Here is a 21,392-nt window from a genome sequence, read left to right as displayed (position 1 = left end):
TATATGTACTTAATACTGCACCATTCGATGTAATAATTTTTTTTTTTTACAAAGCTCTTATCTAAAAGATTGTAATCAACTAAAACATCCTTAAATTGCAACAATGTATACGTAAACACATAATTTTCAACAAGAAAACCATCCTATTCAAAGGAGGTGTGATGATGTCTGAACCAATACAACCTGGAAGTAAGAAGCTACCTGATTTTCATGAATTGAATGATCGTTTAATTGCGGAACCTTCTAATCCAGGACCAACATTAGTCATAAAAACCAATTTAGACCCGAAAGACTCAACTACAGATAATCCATATTTTCAACACGAGTCAAAATCAAGTAAGAAGCAATTTGAAGACTATTTTGAACAGTAAAATAAAAAATAAGCTGGTTACCAGCTTATTTTTTTTTGACTAGATCGGATTGAATTAATTCGAAAAGTAAGCACATACTAAGAAAAATTTGGGATTTTATGGTTGACAAATTAGGAGGGATAGAAATTGAGGACAGAACAAAGACTTTCTATTTTCGCACTAGGTGGTGTCAATGAAATTGGAAAAAATATGTATGCCATTCAATATGCAGATGAAATACTCATTATTGATTGTGGCGGGAAATTTCCCGATGAGAGTTTATTAGGCATTGATCTCATCATTCCAGATATAACTTACCTACATCAAAATAAAGAGAAAATTAAAGGCTTGATTGTCACACATGGACATGAGGATCATATAGGTGGCATTCCATACATATTAAAACAATTGAATTTGCCTATATATGCTTCACGCCTAACACTTGGATTAATTGAGATTAAATTAAAAGAACATGGCCTATTAAGTGATACAGAATTAAATATTATTCAATCTGATACTGAACTTCAATTTAATGAATTTGTTGTAACTTTTTTCAAAACAAATCATAGTATCCCTGATTGCCTTGGCATTGTATTTCATACCCCTGAGGGAGTTGTTGTTCATACTGGTGACTTCAAGTTCGATTTAACGCCGGTTAATAATCAATACCCAGATATTCACAAAATGGCTGACATTGGAAGTAAAGGCGTATTACTTTTGTTATCTGAAAGTACAAATGCCGAAAGACCAGGCTCTACTCCTTCAGAACGAATGGTTGGTGAACATATTGAAGAAGCATTTCATAGAGCAAAACGAAAAGTCATTATCTCAACATTTGCTTCAAATGTCCATCGCGTTCAGCAAATTGTAGATGCCTCAATCAAGACGAATAGAAAGCTTGCGTTACTAGGAAGAAGCATGGTAAATGTTGTTACAGTTGCAATGGAAAAAGATTATTTAAGAATTCCTGAAGGCATGCTAATTGATGCACAAGAAATTCATGCTCTTGCACCAGAAAACGTTACAATTCTTTGTACTGGAAGCCAAGGTGAGCCTCTTGCGGCACTTGCTCGATTAGCAAGCTCGAGTTATCGAGACGTAGAGGTTTACCCTGAAGATACTGTTATTTTTGCCGCATCACCTATTCCTGGTAATGAACGAAATGTATCTAGAATCATTGATAATTTTTACACGCTTGGTGCAAATGTAATTTATGGATCAGGTAGTTCAACAGGTATGCATGTATCAGGTCACGCATATCAAGAAGAATTAAAACTGATGCTTACATTAATGAAACCAAAGTATTTTATCCCAATTCATGGTGAATTTAGAATGCTTCATCATCATAGTGCATTAGCAGAATCAGTTGGAGTTGAGAAGTCGAATATTTTTATCATCAAAAATGGTGATGTAGTAGATATCCAAAATTCTGTCGCATCCCAAACTAGAAAAATTCCTTCAGGTAATATTTATGTAGATGGAATGGGCATTGGGGACGTGGGCAATATTGTCCTAAGAGACCGCAAGCAATTGTCAGAAGACGGGATGCTCGTCATCGTGATTACCATCAGTAAAGTTGAGAAGAAAATCATTTCTGGTCCAGATACAATTTCTCGTGGATTTGTTTACGCGCGCGATTCTGAAAGCCTAATTAGAGAGGTCAATAAGCTTGCAACCAATACTGTGAATGACTTACTAGATGCGAATACTCTTCAGTGGAGTGTGATGAAGCAAAATATGAAAAGATCAATAAGCCAATTTTTATTTACAAAAACTAAGAGAAAGCCAATGATTCTTCCAATCATTATTGAAATATAAAAAAGAACTCCCTTGAATGTAATTTTTAAGGGAGTTTTCACTTTTTATGTTCTTTTAACTTAGATATGACTTCTAATAAAGTAAGGTTTTCTTGTTTAAAATAATCATTCATTGGACATATTGTGTTTGCTAAACGATTTAAAACAAATGGTATTGTAAATGTTTCAATTTTTAAATCCTCTGTTATTTCATCCCAATATAGTGGAGTGGCAACTGTAGCTCCCTCTCTCCCTCTTGCTGAATAAGGACAAATAATTGTTTTCCCTTTTGCATGCTGTACATAATCAATATACAGTCTTGTTCCCCGATTTTTTTTAAAACGTTCAATTGTAAAATCATCTGGAAATTTCTCGATTAAATAATTCGCGATAAAACTAGTAAAGATTCGCGTTTCATCATAAGTTAGTGAATGCTTTTTGATTGGGATATGAATCTGAATCCCTTTACTCCCAGATACCTTTGGGTAGCTTTTAATTTGAAATGATTCAAAAATTGGTCTCATTTCCATTGCTGCTTTGATTGCTAATGGAAATGCCTCTTTATTTGGTGGGTCTAAATCAAAAACGATTTCAGTTGGATCATTACTTTCAAAGGTTTGAAAGGGAATGTGAAATTCAATCGCTAATTGATTCCCTAGCCAAAGAAGTGTCGATACATCATTACAAATAATATAATGATTACCTTCTTGCTCTTTTGTTACGATAAAGCTTGGCGCATAGTCTGGACTATTTTTTTGAAAAAACGATTCTCCAGGTACTCCATGTGGATACCTTATTGTAGTTAGTAATTTATTTTCTAAAAATGGAATCATATATGGAGAAATTTGAGCTAAGTATGAAAGATAGCTCTCCTTTGTCAGAAACGGATCACTCCAAATTGTCTTATCAAGGCTTGTCATAGATAACTCATTGTCTATTGGCATATTTATTAAAATTAAATGATTCCAAGTACAATCCTCCCATGAGTGCTGTAGTTGAAATGATTTAAATGAAGGATCAATTAAACGATGATTTTCAAGCCCTTTAAAGTGCAATTCAATGCAGATCCCCGGATCAACAAAGATCGTATTATTTTCGCTTTTTTTCTGATTATCAATAATCGCTTTTTTCAAAATTTCTTTTTCATTTTGATTTAGTCCATTTATAAATGCTCCAATTTCGATGATGTCATTTTGTTTTTTAATTCCAACTATAAAATAGTCTTTGTCTGATTGAAAACCTAAAATAAAGAAATAGCCACTATAAATAGTGTCATTATGTTTAGGGAATGGCTCTAATAAAAGTGTATGGTTCATAGAGTAACTTCCTTTAATTTGTGAACTTGCATGTTTTTGGCTCTTGATTAACAAAAGCTTGAATACTCGGTTGCCTTAATGAGTGACCTTCTGTCCATTCTATAAATTGTACTTTTACCGTTAATAAAGGATCTATCCATTGAATTTCTTTCACCCGTTTAGGCTGATTAGAAAACGGATTTTTTTCAATTTTTATTGCTTCAATGACTTTCGTTAACTCTTTCCATTCAGCATGAGTCAGTTTACCGGTTCCGACATGTCCGATATACCAAAATCGTTCCTCGTCATCATATAATCCAACTAAAATTGAATTAACAATACCCGATCGATATGTTACTCCACCAATGACAGCTATAATATCTTTATAATTTTTTATTTTTTGCCAATCACTATTTTTTCCATCGATGATATATCGACTATTGAGGTTTTTACAAACAATACCTTCTAAACCATGCTGTTTTGATACCTCAAATAAAGCTTGATTATCGTTGTTAATCGGAACGACTTGAATCTGTTTATTAGGTGTTATAACTGATGAAAGAAGGTCTAGTCTTTCCTTCAAGGTTTTATCATTGACCCATTCACCGTTATAATACAAAATATCAAAAATCATATAATAAATCTGTACAGCTTCCATGACAAACTTCACTCGATCTAAGCGTCTAATTCCATCCCTTCGCATAACTTCGTGAAAAGAAGGATTTCCAATTTGATCTAATGCTATGACTTCTCCATCTAAAATAATTGAGTCGGCATTCGTATAAGAACGAATATTTGTTAACTCTGGAAAAGTGTTTGTCCGCTCATTCAGTTTGCGATTATAAAGTGTGGTTACCTCACCATTCCAGTAAGTTAAGATTCTAACTCCATCCCACTTAATTTGGGATATCCACTCTTGACCTTCAGGAACAGTATTTGAAGAAACTGGCTCGAATGGATGAATTGGAATGAGCTCCATTTAACTTGTAGCCTTCTTTGGCGCTCGAGTTTTTTTCGGTGCCGCCGTTTTCGTCGGAGTAGCTTGTCCTTTCGTTCGATCAATACTTGCTTGTAATGCAGACATCAGATCCACAACATTTTTTTGTTCCGCTGCAGGCTGTTCTTGTTCAGTTGCAATGAAATCATTACTTTGCACCTTTTGATTAATTAACTGTTCTAAAGCTGTCCGGTAACTGTCTGTATAATTCTCTGGATTAAATGTTGTTGTTAATTGCTCCACTAACATCATACCTGCCTGTAGTTCCCTTTCAGATAAACCAGCTTTTTCAGGCACACCTCCAGGAATGCCTTCAATTGCTCTAATTTCGTCTGGAAAATGTAACGTTTCCAAAATGATTGCATTTTTATATGGACGAATAGCAGATAAATGCTGTTTACTTCGAATCGTTATTTTTGCAAGGCCAATCTTCTTACTTTTTTTCAATATTTCTGAAAGTAGAGCATAAGCTTTTGTTCCTCCAGAGTCTGGTCCTATATAATATGTTTTGTCAAAATAGACCGGGTCAATTTCAGCCAACTTAACAAAGTCAATAATCGAAACTGTTTTCAATTCAAATTCTTCTTTTAGCTTATTCATTTCCTCTTCTTTTATTTCAACAACTCTACCGTTAGGTGTTTCAAATACTTTAATAATTTCATCAGAAGTCACATCGTCATCACAACTTGCTACCTTCTTATATGAAATAGGTGTTTTACAATCCTTATGGTATTGACGAAATTTTAAATCCTTGTCTTCTACAGCTGAAAATAGCTTTACCGGAATTGTAACTAATCCCATACTGATCGTGCCTTTCCATACGGTATGCATATCCTCACAACCCTTTTCATTTTTCTTTTATCTTTTGTTAAATGAAATGGTTTAATTCAACAAGTCGATTAGTATAAATTAATGTTTTAAAAGTAGAATACAAAATGAAAGTTTAAAGAATAGGAAGTGTATTTTATTAAATGGAAAAGGATTACACAGAGTTAGCAACGAGTAATTTTCATTATATGCCCATCACATCTGTATCAAGTGGAAAAGGCTCATCGCTTGCACCTGATTTGTTTTATGAAACAATCCAAATCGTGAATATTTGTCTATATGGCAATCCTGATGTTTCAAATGAATGGGTATTAATTGATACTGGAATGCCAAAATCATCCGCGCAAATAATAGAACTAGCTGAAAAAAGATTTGGTAAAAAACATAAGCCAAAAGCGATTATTTTAACTCACGGACACTTTGATCATGTGGGAGCTGTCACTGAGCTAGTCAATGAATGGAATGTTCCAGTTTATGCCCATTCGTTAGAACTCCCTTTTTTAACTGATAAAACAAATTATCCTGAGCCTGATGGAGCAGTTGAAGGTGGCTTGATTGCAAAATTGTCACCTTTATTTCCGAATGAAGCAATAAATTTAAAGAATTATGTACATGCTTTACCTGAAAATGGTGAAATTCCACATATGCCAGGTTGGAAATGGATTCATACTCCAGGTCATACACCTGGACATGTTTCATTTTTTAGAGATGAGGATAAACTTCTAATCGCTGGCGACGCTTTTATCACTGTAAGGCAAGACGAATTATACAATGTACTCATTCAAAAGCAAGAACTGAACGGTCCACCGAGATACTTTACAACAAATTGGATGGATGCTTGGAATTCAATAAAAAAACTCGAGGCATTAAAACCTTCAATTGCCGTAACTGGACATGGTTCACCTATGTCTGGCAAAGAGCTTGAAACAAATTTACATCATTTAGTGATAAATTTTGAAAGTATCGCAAAACCAGATTATGGTCGTTATGTATAACAAGAAACTCCCTAAACTAAAGGGAGTTTTTAATTTTAGCTATTCAAATCATATAAGCCTGAAGCATGTTCATTTGGCATATCCGGTAATTCAGGAACTGGGAATCCTTCAGGTGGATCAGTGACCATTAATTCTCCACCATTTCTACTTGGTGTTTGTCCATTAAATATTTCTCCGATACGAGTTTGATCAAGTCTGAAATTGAACTGAGCATTGTGATAACCCATCTCTACATACTTTCTACATTCGGGATACTTATTAATATCATAATTTGGTACAGGGAATAATTTACCCCAGTTTACGCCAAGTGTTTCCAATACTTTTGCAAATGCGTTTTGATGGGCATTATCACGTACAATTAAAAAGCCTAAAGTTTCCCTTAAAGTTTGGTTCGAACTCATTTCATAAATTCTTGTTTTTTCCAAGACTCCAGTTGATTCAACAATAAGATTGTTTAATAAATCTGCAATTAAATTCCCATGACTATACACCCATGAGCCATTCCAAGGATTCCCACCAGCATCTACCGGTAAAGAAGCTTGAGCACCTGAAATAAAATGGTGAGGATTAGCATGTTTAACTGCATCATCAAGCGGTGCACCATCTTGTCCTGCATTTCCTGGAGTAGATAACCCTGCACCGTTTAAAAGTTGATTAATCGTATTTTGAACAAGTTCAACGTGGCTTATCTCCTCTAAAAATACACCTCTGATTAAATCACGATACTGCTTTGCTTTCCCTCGAAAATTTGAACTTTGAAAAAAGTACTGCATCATAGTTCTCATTTCCCCAAATTGTCCACCTAATGTTTCTTGAAGTACTTTGGCAGCTGCAGGATCTGGTTTATCTGGTTTGATGATATTGATTAATTCTTCCTTGTAATAATACATTTATATGTTAACCCCTGTTCCTAATTTTTTTGATAACAAAACTATGATATGTAGTATAGGTTTATTTATCCGAGAATCATTTTATAAGAAGACATTGTTAAACAGTTTGTGAATTTGTAACTAAGGGTAGAATAATTGAGGAAAATACTGTTTAAAGGAAGATTGAATGTGAAAAGAGAAACTACATTGGAATATGGAAAACAAAATTTCTGGTCAGGAATACTATTTGGACTTGGTATGGTTGCATTCATTGATGAAACTGCATTTCACCAACTACTTCATTGGCATCATTTTTATGACAAATCAACAACCTCCATTGGTCTAATTTCAGATGGCTTATTTCATGCTTTTAGTTGGTTTTCTACAATTTGGTCATTATTTCTACTAGCAGATCTACGTAGAAAAAAAGCATTTTGGTTTAAACGGTGGATTGGCGGACTATTTCTCGGAGCAGGTCTTTTTCAACTTTATGATGGGACCGTTCAACATAAATTCATGAAGCTACATCAAATACGTTATCATGTTGATATACTTCCATATGATTTAACTTGGAATATTTCTGCCTTGGTTATGGTCATTTTTGGTTTAGCAATTGTACTTAGAACTAGAAAATCTGAAAGTATAATAAAAAATGAATCATAGCCATATAGACCATTCTCAATTTAGTTATTCTGAGATAGTCCTTCTTATTGGATTGTTGTTTATGTTGGTGCTTTACTTTTATGCTGCAACCTTCAGTGTTACAAAAAGTCATAAAAGATGGCTAAAATATCGTTATGTCACTTGGATTTTAGGATTAACGTGTATCGCATTTGCTTTAGTAGGACCAATTGCAAATTCCTCACATATAAATTTTGTTTCACATATGTATGCTCATTTATTATTAGGAATGCTTGCGCCACTATTTATTGCACTTTCTTTTCCTCTCACACTTTTATTACGCACGATTAAGGTACAACACGCACGTTTTATATCTAAATTATTAAAAAGTGAAATCGTTGTTTTTTTAAGTAACCCAATCATCGCATCACTGCTCAACATAGGAGGGTTGTGGATTCTTTATACAACCAACTTATATAGTTTGATGCATCAATATACGCTACTTTATCTATTCGTACATATTCACATTTTTCTAGCTGGGTATTTATTTACAATTTCAATGATTTATTTCGATCCAACACCACACCGCTATCAATTCTCTTATCGTTCAATATGCATGATTCTATTTTTAGCCGGTCACGATATTTTATCTAAATTTATTTTCATTCATCCTCCAAACAAGGTACCAATTGAACAATCACAAGCTGGTGCGAAAGTAATGTATTATGGTGGTGATTTAGTTGATTTGATCATTATTTTTATTCTTTGCCTTCAATGGTATAAAACGGCAAATCAAAAAGTTTTACTAATAAAAGGCCAACCAAATTAATGGTCAGATTTGGTATAAATAATTCCTCCTCTTGTGACAAAAAGTAATACTACATTCCTAAAAGGAGGATTTGTATGAAAAAAATTTTACTTACATTAACGACTTTAATGTTCACTTTACTATTAACGATAAATGCGTTTGCAGCGTCAGATTCAACAACTTTAGATCAAAGCTACGAAAAAAATAACAAGCATATCAATAGAGATTTTGATCATGATTTCTATGATCCGAATCATGTGATGGATGACAAAGATAATATATTAAATAACACTAAAAATGATTTTAAAGATATGAAAAATGACGTAAATCGTAATGTAAATGAGTTGAATAATGGAACAATGAATAATGATCGTACAACAGATACAAACCGTTACTACGAAAGAACTGTTACGCCAAAACCTGTGGGAAATACATTAAATCCTGCAGACGATGATGTTCATATGAATTATGGTTGGTTAGGATTTCTAGCACTAGCAGCTCTTCTTGGTTTAGTTGCATATTTTATGTTCCGAAGAAAAGAAAGAGTCGATTAATGTTAAAACCTTATTGGATTAGCCCAATAAGGTTTTTTTGTTTTTATAACTATTTATGAAAGTTGTACATTTTCAAAATGCTCAACTGTCGGGAACGGATCATAAAAATGATGTAGTAATTTCCTCCATTCCTGATATTCCGGAGATTGTCTAAATCCAATTGTATGGTCTTCAATCGTATTCCACTTAACTAATAAAATATATTTCCCTTTAACTTCGATACATTTTTGCAATTCATGCCCTACATACCCATTCATTGAAGAAATGAGATTAGATGCTCTTTTAAATGCATCCTCATATTCTTCTTCCATCCCAGGTTTAACTGTCAATATACATGCTTCTAAAATCATATCATCTCTCCCTTTCATCGGAATTCAAAGTAAAGTTAGTTTTTTGAATGAAATCTTTATAAGAACTAATTTTCTTCTCTAATATCTTGTTTGTTTCTTCCAATGTTATTAGCTGATTTTCAATTGAAATTTTATGTTCTTCTAGCAATTTTAATCTTGCTAAAGATGTTTGTTCTCCATGAGTAAACAAATGTGCATATTCTTTAATTTTCGAGATTGGCATTTGAGTTTCCTTTAATTTTAGAACAAATTGTAACCATTGGACGTGAGTTGTATGATATATTCTTTCTCCATTTTCATTTCGATCTGGAAGAATGATTTTTTCCTTTTCATAATAACGAAGTGTATGAGCACTAATTCCTAACATTTGAGATACTTCACCTATTGAATACACAAAAATCCTCCTCCATCATTTTATACTGAGCTCCAAAAGATTTATTTGACTTAGAGTTTACTTTAACCAGTATAATAAACCCGTATCCGCTACACAATTAATTTATTCAATATAAAATTCTAGGAGGAAAATAAAATGAACAAGTATACAGTTATTACAGGAGCTAGTTCAGGAATTGGATATGAAACTGCTCTTGCATTTGCTAAACGTGGAAAAAACTTAGTGATTGTTGCTCGTAGAACTGAAGAATTAGAGAAGTTAAAATCAGAAGTTAAAAAAATGAATGATGACTTAGATGTAATCATTCATACAACTGACTTATCAATCTCTAAAAATGCACATAAATTATATGAAAGTCTAAAAGATTTAGAAATCGAAACATGGATTAATAATGCAGGATTTGGAAACTTTGCATCAATTGGTGATCAAAATTTAAATAAAATTGAAACAATGCTCCATTTGAATATTGAAGCTTTGACAATCCTATCGTCACTTTTCGTTCGAGATTATCGTTCTGTTGACGGTACGCAGATTATTAACGTTTCATCTGGAGGAGGTTACACAATTGTTGGCGATGCCGTTACTTATTGTGCCACAAAGTTTTATGTTAGTTCATTTACTGAAGGACTTTCACACGAATTAAAAAGAAACGGCGCAAAAATGCAAGCCAAAGTATTAGCACCTGCAGCAACTGAAACTGAATTCGCAAAAGTCTCCTATGATTTAGACCATGATGTTAACTATAAAGGTCTAATCCCTAAATATCATACGGCAAAAGAAATGGCTGGATTTATGCTTGATTTATATGATAGCGAAAAAGTCGTTGGAATCGTAGATGGTGTTTCATATGAATTCCAATTAAAGGACCCGATTTATCCACACGTTGTGAGAATGAGAGACTAATTATAAAAGCTCAGAGTGCGATACTCTGAGCTTTTATTTTTTTACATATTTCAATTCCGTATATCAATTTTTTATCATGGGATTTCTTCCTACTAAATTTGCAGAGCTTGGTTGTACCCCTAACTCTCTAACCCAAATAGATAATTGACCAATATGGTGAATTTCATGGGCAATAATATGCCTCACAATTTCACCTTTTGTTGCCTAAATTAACATATGACCTCCATCTATATGAAGAACTGTACCTGTAACAAAATGATTCTTGATTAAATAATAAACACCCGAGGCAACGTCTTTTGCTCTACCTACTCTCTCTACTGGGAGTTTACTAGCGATTCCTTCGTAAAATTGATTACGAGCTTCGTCAGACATTTTACTGCGCGATGGAGTATCAATGATACCGGGTGAAATGACATTTACTCTAATTGGTGCAAGCTCTAGCGCTAATGTTTGACCAAGGCTGGCAACCGCTGAATTGACTGAGCCCAATACTGCTGAACCAACCATTGCTTTATAGGCAACGATACCGGAAAATAATGTAATGGATCCGTCTTTTGTAAGATGTGGCACACCGTATTTAACACATAAATACTGTCCCCAAAATTTATTATTAAACAATTGTCGGGCTGCATCGACTTCTGTTTCAAGAAATAATCCACTTGATGTTTCCGCAGCAGAGATGACAAGATGGTCAATCTGCCCAATTTTCTCAAAGAATATTTTTACTTGACTCTCGTCTGTCACATCAAGAGTAAAAATAGTAACTTCTCCTTGCAAAGTGTCCTGCGCTTCTTTCAGCTTTTTTTCTGAACGACTAGCAATAATCACCTCCGCTCCTTTTTCTAAAGTAAGCTTGGCTGTTTCAAACCCAATACCTGAGCTACCTCCAATAATTACAATTCGTTTATTCGTTAACATTGATTTTCCCCCTATATAAATAGTCTTTTTAACTTAAAACATATTGTAATGCTAAAAAAACTACCCAACAAGAAGTGATATTTTATTCATATAGTTACTTTTTTGTTAGTTTTGTATCATTAAAGGTCAAATGCATAAAAAAAATGGAACATTTCTGTTCCATTTCAGTTTATAGACAAAGTACCAAAACTAAGAGATTCAGACTTAAATCGTAAGGCCAAAACGCTTTAATTCAACAAATATTCCTTTTAAGCTTTCCCCTTTTTCAGTTAAAGTATATTCAACGCGGGGGGGTACTTCTGGGTAAACCTTTCTTTTTACAATTCCTTTCACTTCTAATTCCCTCAGACGAAGCGAAAGCGTCTTTGGACTAATCCCTTCTACCGACCTCATTAAGTCACTGAATCTTAGTGTTCCATCAATTAGTAAGTCTCTAACAATTAAAAAAGTCCACTTTGTCCCGATTACATCAAGTGTCTTAGCAATTGGACATTGAACTCCAATTTCTCCTTTTGTTAAAACAACAGGTTCTAATGTACTCATACATACTCTCCCATTTTTTATAATTTGATATAATATTCACCATTTACTAGTTACGATAAATTAGTTACATTCAAAACACAATAAAAAAACCCACTTATGAATGTCATAAATGGGTTTTAAAGTCTTATAATTTTTCGTAAGCCGCTTGATATTTCTGAATATCTCCTGCGCCCATAAAAATTAATACACTGTTTTTATGGTTTTGAAGATCAGGAATATTATCATCAGTTAATAGTTGAGCACCTTTAATTTTACTTGAAAGGTCTTCAATTGTTAACGTTCCTTTTTCTTCTCTAGCAGATCCAAAAATATCACATAAATATACTTTATCTGCTTTTTCTAAAGTTCCAGCAAACTCAGTTAAAAATTTGCTTGTACGTGTAAATGTATGAGGTTGGAATACTGCAACAATTTCTCTGTCAGGGTATTTTTGACGTGCTGCTTGAATCGTTGCTTGGATTTCAGTTGGGTGATGTGCATAGTCATCGATAAGCACTTGATCCCCAAATCTTTTTTCACTAAAGCGACGTTTTACTCCACCGTATGTTAATAATCTTGCTTTAATAATTTCCACTTCTATCTCTTCATAATGACATAATGCAATTACAGCTAATGCATTAAGTATACTATGGTCACCATATCCTGTGATATCAAATGTCGCATAGTACGTATTACGAACAAACACATCAAATGTTGTACCATTCGTATGTTTTTCAATATTACGTGCTTGGAAATCATTATCTTCATTAAATCCATAATACATTACTGGAACTTTTGTATAAATTCTTTGAAGATGCTCGTCATCACCACATGCAATGATTCCTTTTTTAACTTGATCAGCCATTTGTTGAAATGCATCAAATACGTCGTCTACACTTTTATAATAATCTGGGTGGTCAAAGTCAATATTTGTCATGATGCAATAATCTGGATGATATGAAAGAAAATGACGGCGGTATTCACAAGCTTCGAATACAAAATATTCACTATCTTTCTCACCTTTACCAGTTCCATCTCCAATTAAGAAAGATGTTGGGCGCGCACCAGAAACAACATGAGCAAGTAAACCTGTTGTTGAGGTTTTGCCATGTGCTCCAGTAATAGCTACACTAGTAAATTTCTCCATAAATTCACCTAAGAATTTATGGTAACGAGCCATTGGAATACCTTTTTCAATAGCAGTAGCAATTTCTTCATGAGTGTCAGGAAACGCATTACCCGCTATCACAAATTGGCCTTCTTTAATGTTTTCTTTATCAAATGGTAAAATCGTAATATTTTTTTTTCGTAACTCATTTTCAGTGAAAAAGTGCTTCTCTTGATCTGATCCTTGAACATTAAAACCAGAGTCATGTAAGATTTGTGCTAATGCACTCATTCCAGTACCTTTAATTCCTACAAAATGGTAAACTGTCATATTAAAAGAACCTCCAAAATCGATCACTAATACAACGGCCTATCTCTTAGACAGTATATGTGTGAATAAAAGAAATGGCATCATTATTTTTTCAATTTGATGCAGTAATAAATCGCCGAGTCTAGTTATTGTTTTATTGATAACTAACTTATATTTTTACGCAAATAGTATTATATCACTTTACAAGCTATACGACTATTTCTTTTCAGTTACACTAAAAGGAAATAGATGGGAAAAATTAATTAACCATCAAGAAATACTTACACTATGAAACTGATATTCAGGTACTAACTCCTCAATCTCTACGTTTCATCTCTACTTTTTCTAGTCTATTGTTTTCACGTAATTTACGCCCAGCTTTCGCTTGGGATACCCCATTAAGCTCTACATTATCACCAGTAAAACCAATATTTACTTTTAGTAAACTTCCACCAACACCATATAAATCTACTGGTACACCTTGTTTTTCAAATGCTAAAATTCTATCCACAGTAAAACCACCACTTACGACGATTTGAACATGTTGATAGCCTTCTTTATCGAGTGCCTCACGTAAAGCAAAAATTAATGGCGGATTAACACCTCTTGGATCAAATGTTCCTAATAGTTCTGGGTTCGCAATAAAATATTGATCAATCATTGTCTTAGATGTATCAACACGAACAGCCTTTAATTTTTTACCAAATTCTCGCGCCACTTTTAGCGCATCGTTAATGACATCATTATTATAGTCTACTAAGACAATTAAATCATCTTGGGGATAGACCTCTGTATATGCACGTGCAGCTTCCACTACATCTCCGTTATACATTTGAATTAATGCGTGCGGCATTGTACCCATACCTTCATTGCCCCACCATTCGTTCATTGCATGGGTCGCTTGTGCAGTAGCGCCACCTATAAAAGCAGCGTAACCATCACCAGCTTGTGTTGTAAAGTGATCATCACGATCACCCATAAAGATAATCGGTTTTTTTATACCGGCTGATTTTGCTGAATGTTTTACATTATATACATTTGTTGCTACAGATGTACGTCTTGCTAAGATTCCATCAATAATTCCTTCAAGGAAGCCAAAATCAGCATATTTACCTTGTACTGTTAATACAGTCTCAAACGGTTCTATTTTATCTCCATCTTTTAACGAATGTACAATTAGTGCCTCAGGATTGTCTGCAAATGTTTGTAATAGAGCAATAGCCTCATCTGTTCCACATAGTACAGCATTTTCTCTTTGAAAAAATTGCATTGTAACTTCAGTTTCTGGCTTTTGTTTTCTAATAATCTCTCTCGTTTTTAAGAAATAAACTGCAGAAAACCATCCTTCACCAATACGCTCATCGAATTTAAATGTTTGATTCGTTAAACGATTTATTTTACCTTTTAATTTTAAATCTAATTCTTTTTCCATGAATCTTCACCTGCTGATTGTATCGTTCTATTTTTCTAGTATGAGTCAAAAACACTTTAACATTCGTTTGTTAGGGTCTTACTGCCATCAAATTTATTCCTCAGAATGAAATTGCTCCAATGTCATGAGAATATCACGAGGCTTACTTCCATTTTGATTCGATACAATACCGTGGTCAAACATCAGATCAACTAATCTCGCTGCACGATTATATCCAATTCTAAAACGTCTTTGAAGCATTGATACAGAAGCGCCTTTTTGATCAATAACAAATTCAACTGCTTCTTCAAACAGTTCGTCATCTACATCATGTGCATCTGCTTTTGCTACAAGTTCTTCCTGATTAAATAAATAATGAGGTTTTTGTTGATCTTTTACAATTTCAACAACTTGTTCGATTTCATCATCTGAAACATAAACGCCTTGTAAACGAATTGATTGGGATTTTCCATTATCTAAGAATAACATATCTCCTCGTCCAAGTAACTTTTCAGCTCCACCGATATCAATAATCGTTCTTGAATCAACTTGTGATGATACTGTAAAAGCAATTCGAGTTGGAATGTTTGATTTAATAATACCTGTGATGACATCAACTGACGGTCTTTGCGTAGCAACTAGTAAATGAATACCACAAGCTCTAGCTTTTTGTGCAATTCGACAAATATAAGTTTCTACATCTCCTGGTGACACCATCATTAAGTCAGCTAACTCATCTATTACAATTACCAAATATGGAAGCTCATCATTATAAGCGCCTTTTTTCTTAGCCAAATCATTAAATCGTTTGATATCTCGTGCACCTGCATGAGCAAATAAATCATATCGTCGATCCATCTCATCACATGCCCATTTTAATGCCGCTGTTGCTGCTCGTGCATCCGTAATGACTGGAGAAATTAAATGTGGTATATGATTATATGGCGCAAGTTCAACCATCTTAGGATCAATTAAAATTAATTTCACTTCATGTGGTTTTGCTTTATACAAAATACTGACTAAGATTGAATTGATACAAACACTTTTACCTGATCCAGTCGCACCTGCAATTAATCCATGAGGCATTTTAGAAATGTCTGCAAAAACAGGTTCTCCTCCTATATCAAGTCCAAGTGCTACAGTTAATGGTGATTCACTTTGTAAAAATTTGTCCTCGCTCACAAGCTCTCTTAAGTAGACTGGCTTACTTTCTCGATTTGGTACTTCGATACCGATTGCACTTCTTCCAGGAATCGGCGCTTCGATTCTAATATCACGAGCTGCTAAACTTAATTTAATATCATCCTGTAAATTAGTAATTTTATTAACTTTTACGCCTGGATCTGGTTGTACTTCAAATCTAGTAACTGTTGGTCCTTGTGTTGCCGCAATGACTTTTGCACCAACATTGAAATTTTGAAGCGTTTCTTGAAGTAATTCTTTTTGTGATTCAACCCAATCACCGTCATTAAATTGTTCAAGTGGTGGTTCAGTTAATAAATCCAGCTCAGGTAACTCATAAAGGACTGGTGGCATAACTGGTTCTTCTTGATTTTGGATTGCTGTAGCTTCAATCGAGTTACCTGCTTCAACAATTACTTTTTCCATTTGCTTTACGAAAACATTCTCAACTATTTCTTCATGTACACTTTCATTTTGTGACGATTCTGTATTGTCATCATTATTTGAAGTCACTTCAAACATCGGGTCTGTATTGTCATCTGTAGTTGAAAGATCTTTATGCTTCGATTCTGTACTGTCATCTGTAGTCGGAGTCTCTTCATGCATCGTTTCTGTATTGTCATCAGTAGTCAGAGTCTCTTCACGTATCGTTTCTTTATTGTCTTCTGTAGTTAAAGTCTTTTCATGCATCGTTTCTATTGGTTGCTCTGAATGACCTTCATTACCATTTTGAACAATACTGTGTTGTTCCATTACGATTTCATTCTCAATTGCAGTTGCTGCATTTTCGTCTGTTTCACTTTGAGCTTCTGTTTCTTGTTTCACTTTTTCTAAAGTTGCAGCTGCTTCACTTTGCATTTCACGTAGCTGTCTCATGATATTTGCCTTACGTGCAGCTTCAACATCACTTCTAAGCATCATAACATTGAATGGGAAGTTTCGTTTTTTCTCCCGCTTTTCTTCATTAGTCTTCTCAGGATTAGCTTGGTTTTCTTGCAATGCTTCTTCTATCGAAGGCTCTCTATGTTCAACAATTGTTTTATGTTCATCTTGGAGTTGACCAGAAGTAGATACAATCTCTTTTTCAATATCTAATGGTTCATTGACTACGTGATTTGCCTCGCCTTTTGAGTCTTCAATTTGAATCTTACTTTCTTCAATCGTTTCATTTTGAATTTCTTCTTCATAATCTGAAACTTGCTCTATCTGAGTGCGATCTTCATTTTGTGTCACATAACTGGAAACATTCTCATTATTGTAAGATTTATTGAATTCATCAGCTTCATTTTCTTGAATGCTACTTTCTTCAACCTTTAATTCGGCATAATCTGTGTCTAGATTTTTAGAATCATTTGTGTCGATGAACTCCGTTATTTTTGGTTCTTCGATTTCTTCCTTTTTTAAAGGAACATACGGATCTGGTGTGATTTCAAAATCAACAACGGCTATTTCTTCTACGTTATTTTGAATTCCATGTTGTATTGAATCTGAATTTTCCGCTTGAACCGATTTTTCTTCATTTACTTCATTCTCATGGTGTTGAATACTAGAATGAATAACATCTTCCACAAGCTCTTCACTTTGATTCTGATTATAAATCGGCATTGGCGTGCTATTTATTTCGCTTTCGCTTTCAATTGAATCATTTTGATTTTGATGATTGTCATGAGTTGTTTGATTTTGCTCGATTCTGTTAACTTCAACAGAAACTTCTTCAGATTGAGATTGTACTTTTTCTTCAAGAGAGCCATCATCACTTTTTAAATATTGTTCTGTTTGTTCTTCACTTGCTGAGCTTTCAGGCTTTTGATAACCATAAATCGGTGAAATATACTCACTTGGTCGAAAAGGAGTTTTTCGTTTAGGTCGAAATACAATATCAACTTTCTCTTCTTTTTCAGGTATTACTTTTTCTGTTTGTTGGGTCGCTTCAACTCTCGTGACATTATTTTTCTGTTGTTTATACACAGATTGAACTTCTTCTCTATGTAATTCATTCTTTGAGTTCGTAGGATCCTGCCAAGAATATTCTCTTTGATTATATGAAGGCTGGATTTTTTCTCTATTTGATTGATTCATTAAATGGGTTGAACTTTGCCAGAAATCATCTCTCTGTTTGAATGAAGTCTGATTTTCTTCTCTATTGATTTGATTGCTTGATTGAGAGGAATTATTTTGCCAGAAATCATAATTTTTTTGCTTTTGGAATACTGTGTCAACTTCGTGATGTTGTTCTTCTTTCACTATTACATCGTCATCTAATTGCAAGGGAAACCTGAAATTAGGACGTTCAAATTCATCTTGTTTTTTTATATTGATAGAGTGCGATTGTAATACTCTAGCTTCAGATGGCTTTTCGTCAATCTCATCTTTCATCTCATTAAGGCTATCTCCCTTAAATAGACTCTTTAACCACTTTTTCATTATTCTCACTCTCTCTATTTCATTTCGTATCTTCTATTTTACCATGTGATATAGTGACAAAAAACACAATATTATTACAAATTCTGCTTAAACTCATATATTTCGAGATAAACTTTTAGAAATCAATTAAATAATGACATATTTCATATCAAATTAGAAAATAGCTTTCTTTTAATATGATAAATTTAATAAAAAAAATGCTAGTTGCCCATTATAGGCACTAGCATTTTTGACTGGTTTAATAATTATTGATTGAAAGGTTGTCCTACTTCAGCGTCTGACTCTAAAACAAGAATACCTTTTTCTTGTGGAGCATTTGGTAAATCAAGTTCACGTGCAGAACAAATCATTCCAAATGAGTCTACACCACGTAGGTTTGCATCTTTGATGACTAATCCAGATGGCATAACAGCGCCCACTTTCGCAACAACTACTTTTTGGCCTTGTTCAACATTTGGAGCACCACACACAATTTGTAATGTTTCCGTTCCAACATCAACTTTACATACATTTAATTTATCAGCATTTGGATGTTTTTCTTTTTCAACAACATATCCAACTACGAATTTAGGTGATAAATCTAACACTAATGAATCAGTAAATCCTTCTTTTGCTAATAATTCATTTAAAGTGTTTACTAATGGTTCAGTAATTGTAACGACTCCTTGTTCTTGCACATCAACGTATGAAGATGCTTGAAAAACATTAATAGCTACAGTTTCATTTGTATGTACACTATAAACACGGGCAATATTCCCTTTACGTTCTACTTTGCGATCTTCTGATGGAATTTGTTTTAAAGTGATTAAAAGTGTATCACCAATTCCTTCAAGATTATAAAAAATATTCACTGATTTCTTCCTCTCTACTGTTTCTTCTGTTTACCTAAAATAAATACTGGTGTTAGCTTATCATTTTCATAAGCAAACGAAAGTGATGTTATCGGAATTTTCCCACTTGCAAAGAAGCTCATATTCATTTGCGCCATTATATCATAACCTACGTTATTTCGAATGTCTGCAACAATTAATACATCTCCATGCGGGATTCCTAATAATAATTCACCTTTTACTTTTGACTGCAATTCTTTCAGAAATGTTCCATTTAACACTCTACTTGCATCATAGCCATCATTCGTACGTACGAAGTAAAATATGTTCTCAGCAACCATATCTTCTTTTATATTAGCAGGCATTTTCCGTAAATTAAAGAGGGCCATTGTATGAATCTGCTCTTTCGTATATCCAGATTCCCTTAATAAGTTTTCATCAATTAATTGGTACGTTTTTTCTGAATCTATCGCATAGTAAACTCTTGTTTCGGCTGTATGTTCAGACGTGACAAATAAATTCCCTTCCTCTTTTTCAGTAGGAAAAGAAGTTGCACGAATGACAGGTAAAACTTGTTCTTCTAAAAACACAGTTTTAGAATGCATTGCAGCGAGAGCTTCTTTAACATAATAAATTAATTCTTCAAAAGCTGTTTCACCTTCTGATTCATATTTCGCAACCGCACTATTTAATGAAACACTCATCCCTTTTTGACTTTCTTTTCCTTCAATGCGTAGATCTTCTTTTTCTCGATCGTAAATAAATCGCCATTGTTCGTCGTTAAGACGATTTTCAATCATTCTTTTGATATCTAACGTTGTTTTCTTAGCCAATTGAACTACCTTCCTTATTAACCTCTTAATCCAGAAAGAAACTCTTCAACTTGTTCCTTCGTTTTTCTGTCTTTATTTACGTAACGTCCAACTTCTTCACCTTTATTAAATGCTACAAAGCTAGGTATCCCATATATATCTAATTCTTGGCAAACCTCAATGAATTGGTCGCGATCTACATAATAAAAAGTAAAATCTTTATTTTCATCAATAATTTCTTGGAAGAACATATCTAAAAATCTACAATCTGGACACCAGTCTGCAGAAAATTGAAAAACGACATTTTCTCCTTGTTTTGCTTGTTCAAATTGTTCAACTGATGTAATTTTTTCCATTTTACTTTCTTCCCTTCATGTCTGGTTTTCTTATATTTTAACGTATTTTTATCGATATGCAAAAATGACGACTTATTTCTTTGTCTTATCAAGACCAATCTGAAACTCAAATTGGCCTAATAATAGTTTAGAGATATGTTCAAATATTTGGGTTCTCGTTATTTGACCGTTCGTAAAGATTCCCACTGCGCCTTCTTTACTTCGAATATCTTTTTCATTTGTGTATGATTCCATTATTTCTGAAAGCTCAATTCCGCTTTGCAATTCTTTAATAAATTCCCTTGGTAATAATATTTTAGCACCACTTGCTAAAATTGTTTCATTTTCATAAACAAGCGCACCCCAGTTACAAAGGAATAATCTATCATTTTCAATAATCACGCCACCTTCTAAACCAATACCTATCTCTGAATTCCCTTCCCTTTTTGCATTTTTAGCGCGGTTAATTGCACCTTCCATTGTTTCCTGGTCAGTCATTGGTTGATTTGATACGTTCGATGGGACGTTTTTTCCTATTACTTCAAAATGACGAAAAACACTTTTTACAGCTTCTACTTTAGTCGGATTTAGTGAACCAATCGTTATTTTCATTGTTGTGTCCCCCATTCGTTGTTTCTGTTTATGTCTTTTTACCCTCGCAAAAGAAGTTGGTAGAACTCCACTCCAGGGTGCTTGCTTTCCACCTTTACGTCTATTCAACTTCTAACATTAAGTAATTTTTCTCATTTTTTCTCTTAATAATCAGAAATACTTACTCCAA

General features: G+C 33.8%; 22 protein-coding genes and 1 pseudogene. 7 read left to right on the top strand and 16 right to left on the bottom strand.

Going from position 1 to position 21,392, the window contains the following annotated elements:
* Positions 1-164: 164 nt before the first annotated feature.
* Positions 165-371 carry a hypothetical protein gene (locus tag V7056_RS09315; RefSeq protein ID WP_499701302.1) on the top strand — a complete coding sequence of 69 codons (207 nt, stop codon included), beginning with the start codon at positions 165-167 and terminating at the stop codon, positions 369-371.
* A 126-nt stretch (positions 372-497) separates the two neighbouring features.
* The gene (locus tag V7056_RS09310) at positions 498-2,168 is read left to right on the top strand and encodes a ribonuclease J (RefSeq protein WP_499701300.1); all 1,671 of its coding nucleotides are present in this window, start codon (positions 498-500) and stop codon (positions 2,166-2,168) included.
* A 37-nt stretch (positions 2,169-2,205) separates the two neighbouring features.
* Here the strand turns inward: V7056_RS09310 and ligD are convergent, their stop codons facing one another.
* Genes ligD through ku form a run of 3 tightly spaced genes read right to left on the bottom strand, consistent with a single transcriptional unit; the run spans position 2,206 to position 5,269 of the window.
* Positions 2,206-3,462, bottom strand: a complete 1,257-nt coding sequence (gene ligD, locus V7056_RS09305; RefSeq protein WP_499701299.1) for a DNA ligase D — start codon at positions 3,460-3,462, stop codon at positions 2,206-2,208.
* Positions 3,463-3,475: 13 nt separating this feature from the next.
* Positions 3,476-4,420 (bottom strand): ATP-dependent DNA ligase, encoded by a 945-nt coding sequence (locus tag V7056_RS09300; protein ID WP_499701297.1) that lies wholly within the window; start codon positions 4,418-4,420, stop codon positions 3,476-3,478.
* The gene (gene ku / locus V7056_RS09295) at positions 4,421-5,269 is read right to left on the bottom strand and encodes a non-homologous end joining protein Ku (protein WP_499701295.1); all 849 of its coding nucleotides are present in this window, start codon (positions 5,267-5,269) and stop codon (positions 4,421-4,423) included. It abuts the gene before it with no gap.
* Positions 5,270-5,409: 140 nt separating this feature from the next.
* Between ku and V7056_RS09290 the strand changes: the two genes are divergently transcribed.
* Positions 5,410-6,261 (top strand): MBL fold metallo-hydrolase, encoded by an 852-nt coding sequence (locus V7056_RS09290; RefSeq protein ID WP_499701293.1) that lies wholly within the window; start codon positions 5,410-5,412, stop codon positions 6,259-6,261.
* Between the two features lie 35 nt (positions 6,262-6,296).
* Here the strand turns inward: V7056_RS09290 and V7056_RS09285 are convergent, their stop codons facing one another.
* Positions 6,297-7,151 (bottom strand): manganese catalase family protein, encoded by an 855-nt coding sequence (locus tag V7056_RS09285; protein WP_499701291.1) that lies wholly within the window; start codon positions 7,149-7,151, stop codon positions 6,297-6,299.
* 162 nt (positions 7,152-7,313) lie between these two features.
* On the opposite strand from V7056_RS09285, the gene V7056_RS09280 reads away from it, so the two are divergent.
* The 3 genes from V7056_RS09280 to V7056_RS09270 all read left to right on the top strand — a co-directional run bounded on the left by V7056_RS09280 (position 7,314) and on the right by V7056_RS09270 (position 9,113).
* A complete protein-coding gene (locus tag V7056_RS09280; protein ID WP_499701310.1) occupies positions 7,314-7,793 on the top strand; it encodes a DUF2243 domain-containing protein in 480 nt (159 codons plus the stop codon).
* Positions 7,783-8,580, top strand: coding sequence for a cytochrome c oxidase assembly protein (locus V7056_RS09275; protein WP_499701289.1), 798 nt, complete (start codon positions 7,783-7,785; stop codon positions 8,578-8,580). The genes V7056_RS09280 and V7056_RS09275 overlap by 11 nt, the downstream gene beginning before the upstream one ends.
* A gap of 74 nt (positions 8,581-8,654) precedes the next feature.
* Positions 8,655-9,113, top strand: a complete 459-nt coding sequence (locus V7056_RS09270) for a hypothetical protein (protein ID WP_499701287.1) — start codon at positions 8,655-8,657, stop codon at positions 9,111-9,113.
* A 53-nt stretch (positions 9,114-9,166) separates the two neighbouring features.
* Here V7056_RS09270 and V7056_RS09265 read toward each other — a convergent pair whose 3' ends face one another.
* Positions 9,167-9,463 (bottom strand): antibiotic biosynthesis monooxygenase family protein, encoded by a 297-nt coding sequence (locus tag V7056_RS09265; protein ID WP_499701285.1) that lies wholly within the window; start codon positions 9,461-9,463, stop codon positions 9,167-9,169.
* Position 9,464: 1 nt separating this feature from the next.
* Positions 9,465-9,857: a MerR family transcriptional regulator gene (locus V7056_RS09260; RefSeq protein ID WP_499701283.1), complete on the bottom strand. Its 393-nt coding sequence runs from the start codon at positions 9,855-9,857 to the stop codon at positions 9,465-9,467.
* A gap of 135 nt (positions 9,858-9,992) precedes the next feature.
* Between V7056_RS09260 and V7056_RS09255 the strand changes: the two genes are divergently transcribed.
* Positions 9,993-10,760 (top strand): SDR family NAD(P)-dependent oxidoreductase, encoded by a 768-nt coding sequence (locus tag V7056_RS09255; RefSeq protein ID WP_499701281.1) that lies wholly within the window; start codon positions 9,993-9,995, stop codon positions 10,758-10,760.
* Positions 10,761-10,823: 63 nt separating this feature from the next.
* Here the strand turns inward: V7056_RS09255 and V7056_RS09250 are convergent.
* The 10 genes and pseudogenes from V7056_RS09250 to V7056_RS09205 form a co-directional block, all read right to left on the bottom strand.
* A pseudogene (locus V7056_RS09250) lies at positions 10,824-10,961 on the bottom strand (DinB family protein); the annotation flags it as partial.
* 3 nt (positions 10,962-10,964) lie between these two features.
* Positions 10,965-11,678 carry an SDR family oxidoreductase gene (locus V7056_RS09245; protein ID WP_499701279.1) on the bottom strand — a complete coding sequence of 238 codons (714 nt, stop codon included), beginning with the start codon at positions 11,676-11,678 and terminating at the stop codon, positions 10,965-10,967.
* A gap of 204 nt (positions 11,679-11,882) precedes the next feature.
* Complete coding sequence (locus tag V7056_RS09240) at positions 11,883-12,221, bottom strand: winged helix-turn-helix transcriptional regulator (RefSeq protein WP_499701277.1); 339 nt, start codon at positions 12,219-12,221, stop codon at positions 11,883-11,885.
* 124 nt (positions 12,222-12,345) lie between these two features.
* On the bottom strand, positions 12,346-13,638 hold the full coding sequence (gene murC / locus V7056_RS09235) for a UDP-N-acetylmuramate--L-alanine ligase (protein WP_499701275.1): 1,293 nt from the start codon (positions 13,636-13,638) through the stop codon (positions 12,346-12,348).
* 295 nt (positions 13,639-13,933) lie between these two features.
* On the bottom strand, positions 13,934-15,049 hold the full coding sequence (locus tag V7056_RS09230) for a nicotinate phosphoribosyltransferase (protein WP_499701274.1): 1,116 nt from the start codon (positions 15,047-15,049) through the stop codon (positions 13,934-13,936).
* 93 nt (positions 15,050-15,142) lie between these two features.
* Positions 15,143-18,634, bottom strand: a complete 3,492-nt coding sequence (locus V7056_RS09225) for a DNA translocase FtsK (protein ID WP_499701272.1) — start codon at positions 18,632-18,634, stop codon at positions 15,143-15,145.
* A gap of 245 nt (positions 18,635-18,879) precedes the next feature.
* Positions 18,880-19,485: a YtpR family tRNA-binding protein gene (gene ytpR / locus V7056_RS09220; RefSeq protein WP_499701270.1), complete on the bottom strand. Its 606-nt coding sequence runs from the start codon at positions 19,483-19,485 to the stop codon at positions 18,880-18,882.
* A 14-nt stretch (positions 19,486-19,499) separates the two neighbouring features.
* Positions 19,500-20,297, bottom strand: a complete 798-nt coding sequence (locus V7056_RS09215; RefSeq protein ID WP_499701268.1) for a DUF1444 family protein — start codon at positions 20,295-20,297, stop codon at positions 19,500-19,502.
* A 17-nt stretch (positions 20,298-20,314) separates the two neighbouring features.
* Entirely contained in the window at positions 20,315-20,632 is a 318-nt protein-coding gene (locus V7056_RS09210) for a thioredoxin family protein (RefSeq protein WP_499701266.1), read from the bottom strand.
* Positions 20,633-20,704: 72 nt separating this feature from the next.
* A complete protein-coding gene (locus tag V7056_RS09205; protein ID WP_499701264.1) occupies positions 20,705-21,223 on the bottom strand; it encodes a DUF84 family protein in 519 nt (172 codons plus the stop codon).
* Positions 21,224-21,392 lie beyond the last annotated feature (169 nt).

The organism is Bacillus sp. JJ664, from assembly GCF_036962205.1.
In the GTDB taxonomy this organism is placed as follows: domain Bacteria; phylum Bacillota; class Bacilli; order Bacillales; family Bacillaceae_G; genus Gottfriedia.
Note: the sequence above shows the minus strand (reverse complement) of the source record. Positions and strands in the feature narration are given on the sequence as shown.

Excerpts from the sequence above, each read along its gene's own strand:
- V7056_RS09225 (WP_499701272.1), bottom strand. The coding sequence starts at position 18,634 with ATGAAAAAGTGGTTAAAGAGTCTATTTAAGGGAGATAGCCTTAATGAG.
- ligD (WP_499701299.1), bottom strand. The coding sequence starts at position 3,462 with ATGAACCATACACTTTTATTAGAGCCATTCCCTAAACATAATGACACT.
- V7056_RS09245 (WP_499701279.1), bottom strand. The coding sequence starts at position 11,678 with ATGTTAACGAATAAACGAATTGTAATTATTGGAGGTAGCTCAGGTATT.
- V7056_RS09315 (WP_499701302.1), top strand. The coding sequence starts at position 165 with ATGTCTGAACCAATACAACCTGGAAGTAAGAAGCTACCTGATTTTCAT.
- V7056_RS09205 (WP_499701264.1), bottom strand. The coding sequence starts at position 21,223 with ATGAAAATAACGATTGGTTCACTAAATCCGACTAAAGTAGAAGCTGTA.
- V7056_RS09240 (WP_499701277.1), bottom strand. The coding sequence starts at position 12,221 with ATGAGTACATTAGAACCTGTTGTTTTAACAAAAGGAGAAATTGGAGTT.
- V7056_RS09230 (WP_499701274.1), bottom strand. The coding sequence starts at position 15,049 with ATGGAAAAAGAATTAGATTTAAAATTAAAAGGTAAAATAAATCGTTTA.
- V7056_RS09210 (WP_499701266.1), bottom strand. The coding sequence starts at position 20,632 with ATGGAAAAAATTACATCAGTTGAACAATTTGAACAAGCAAAACAAGGA.
- V7056_RS09300 (WP_499701297.1), bottom strand. The coding sequence starts at position 4,420 with ATGGAGCTCATTCCAATTCATCCATTCGAGCCAGTTTCTTCAAATACT.
- V7056_RS09285 (WP_499701291.1), bottom strand. The coding sequence starts at position 7,151 with ATGTATTATTACAAGGAAGAATTAATCAATATCATCAAACCAGATAAA.
- V7056_RS09275 (WP_499701289.1), top strand. The coding sequence starts at position 7,783 with ATGAATCATAGCCATATAGACCATTCTCAATTTAGTTATTCTGAGATA.
- V7056_RS09265 (WP_499701285.1), bottom strand. The coding sequence starts at position 9,463 with ATGATTTTAGAAGCATGTATATTGACAGTTAAACCTGGGATGGAAGAA.
- V7056_RS09255 (WP_499701281.1), top strand. The coding sequence starts at position 9,993 with ATGAACAAGTATACAGTTATTACAGGAGCTAGTTCAGGAATTGGATAT.
- murC (WP_499701275.1), bottom strand. The coding sequence starts at position 13,638 with ATGACAGTTTACCATTTTGTAGGAATTAAAGGTACTGGAATGAGTGCA.
- V7056_RS09270 (WP_499701287.1), top strand. The coding sequence starts at position 8,655 with ATGAAAAAAATTTTACTTACATTAACGACTTTAATGTTCACTTTACTA.
- V7056_RS09290 (WP_499701293.1), top strand. The coding sequence starts at position 5,410 with ATGGAAAAGGATTACACAGAGTTAGCAACGAGTAATTTTCATTATATG.
- ku (WP_499701295.1), bottom strand. The coding sequence starts at position 5,269 with ATGCATACCGTATGGAAAGGCACGATCAGTATGGGATTAGTTACAATT.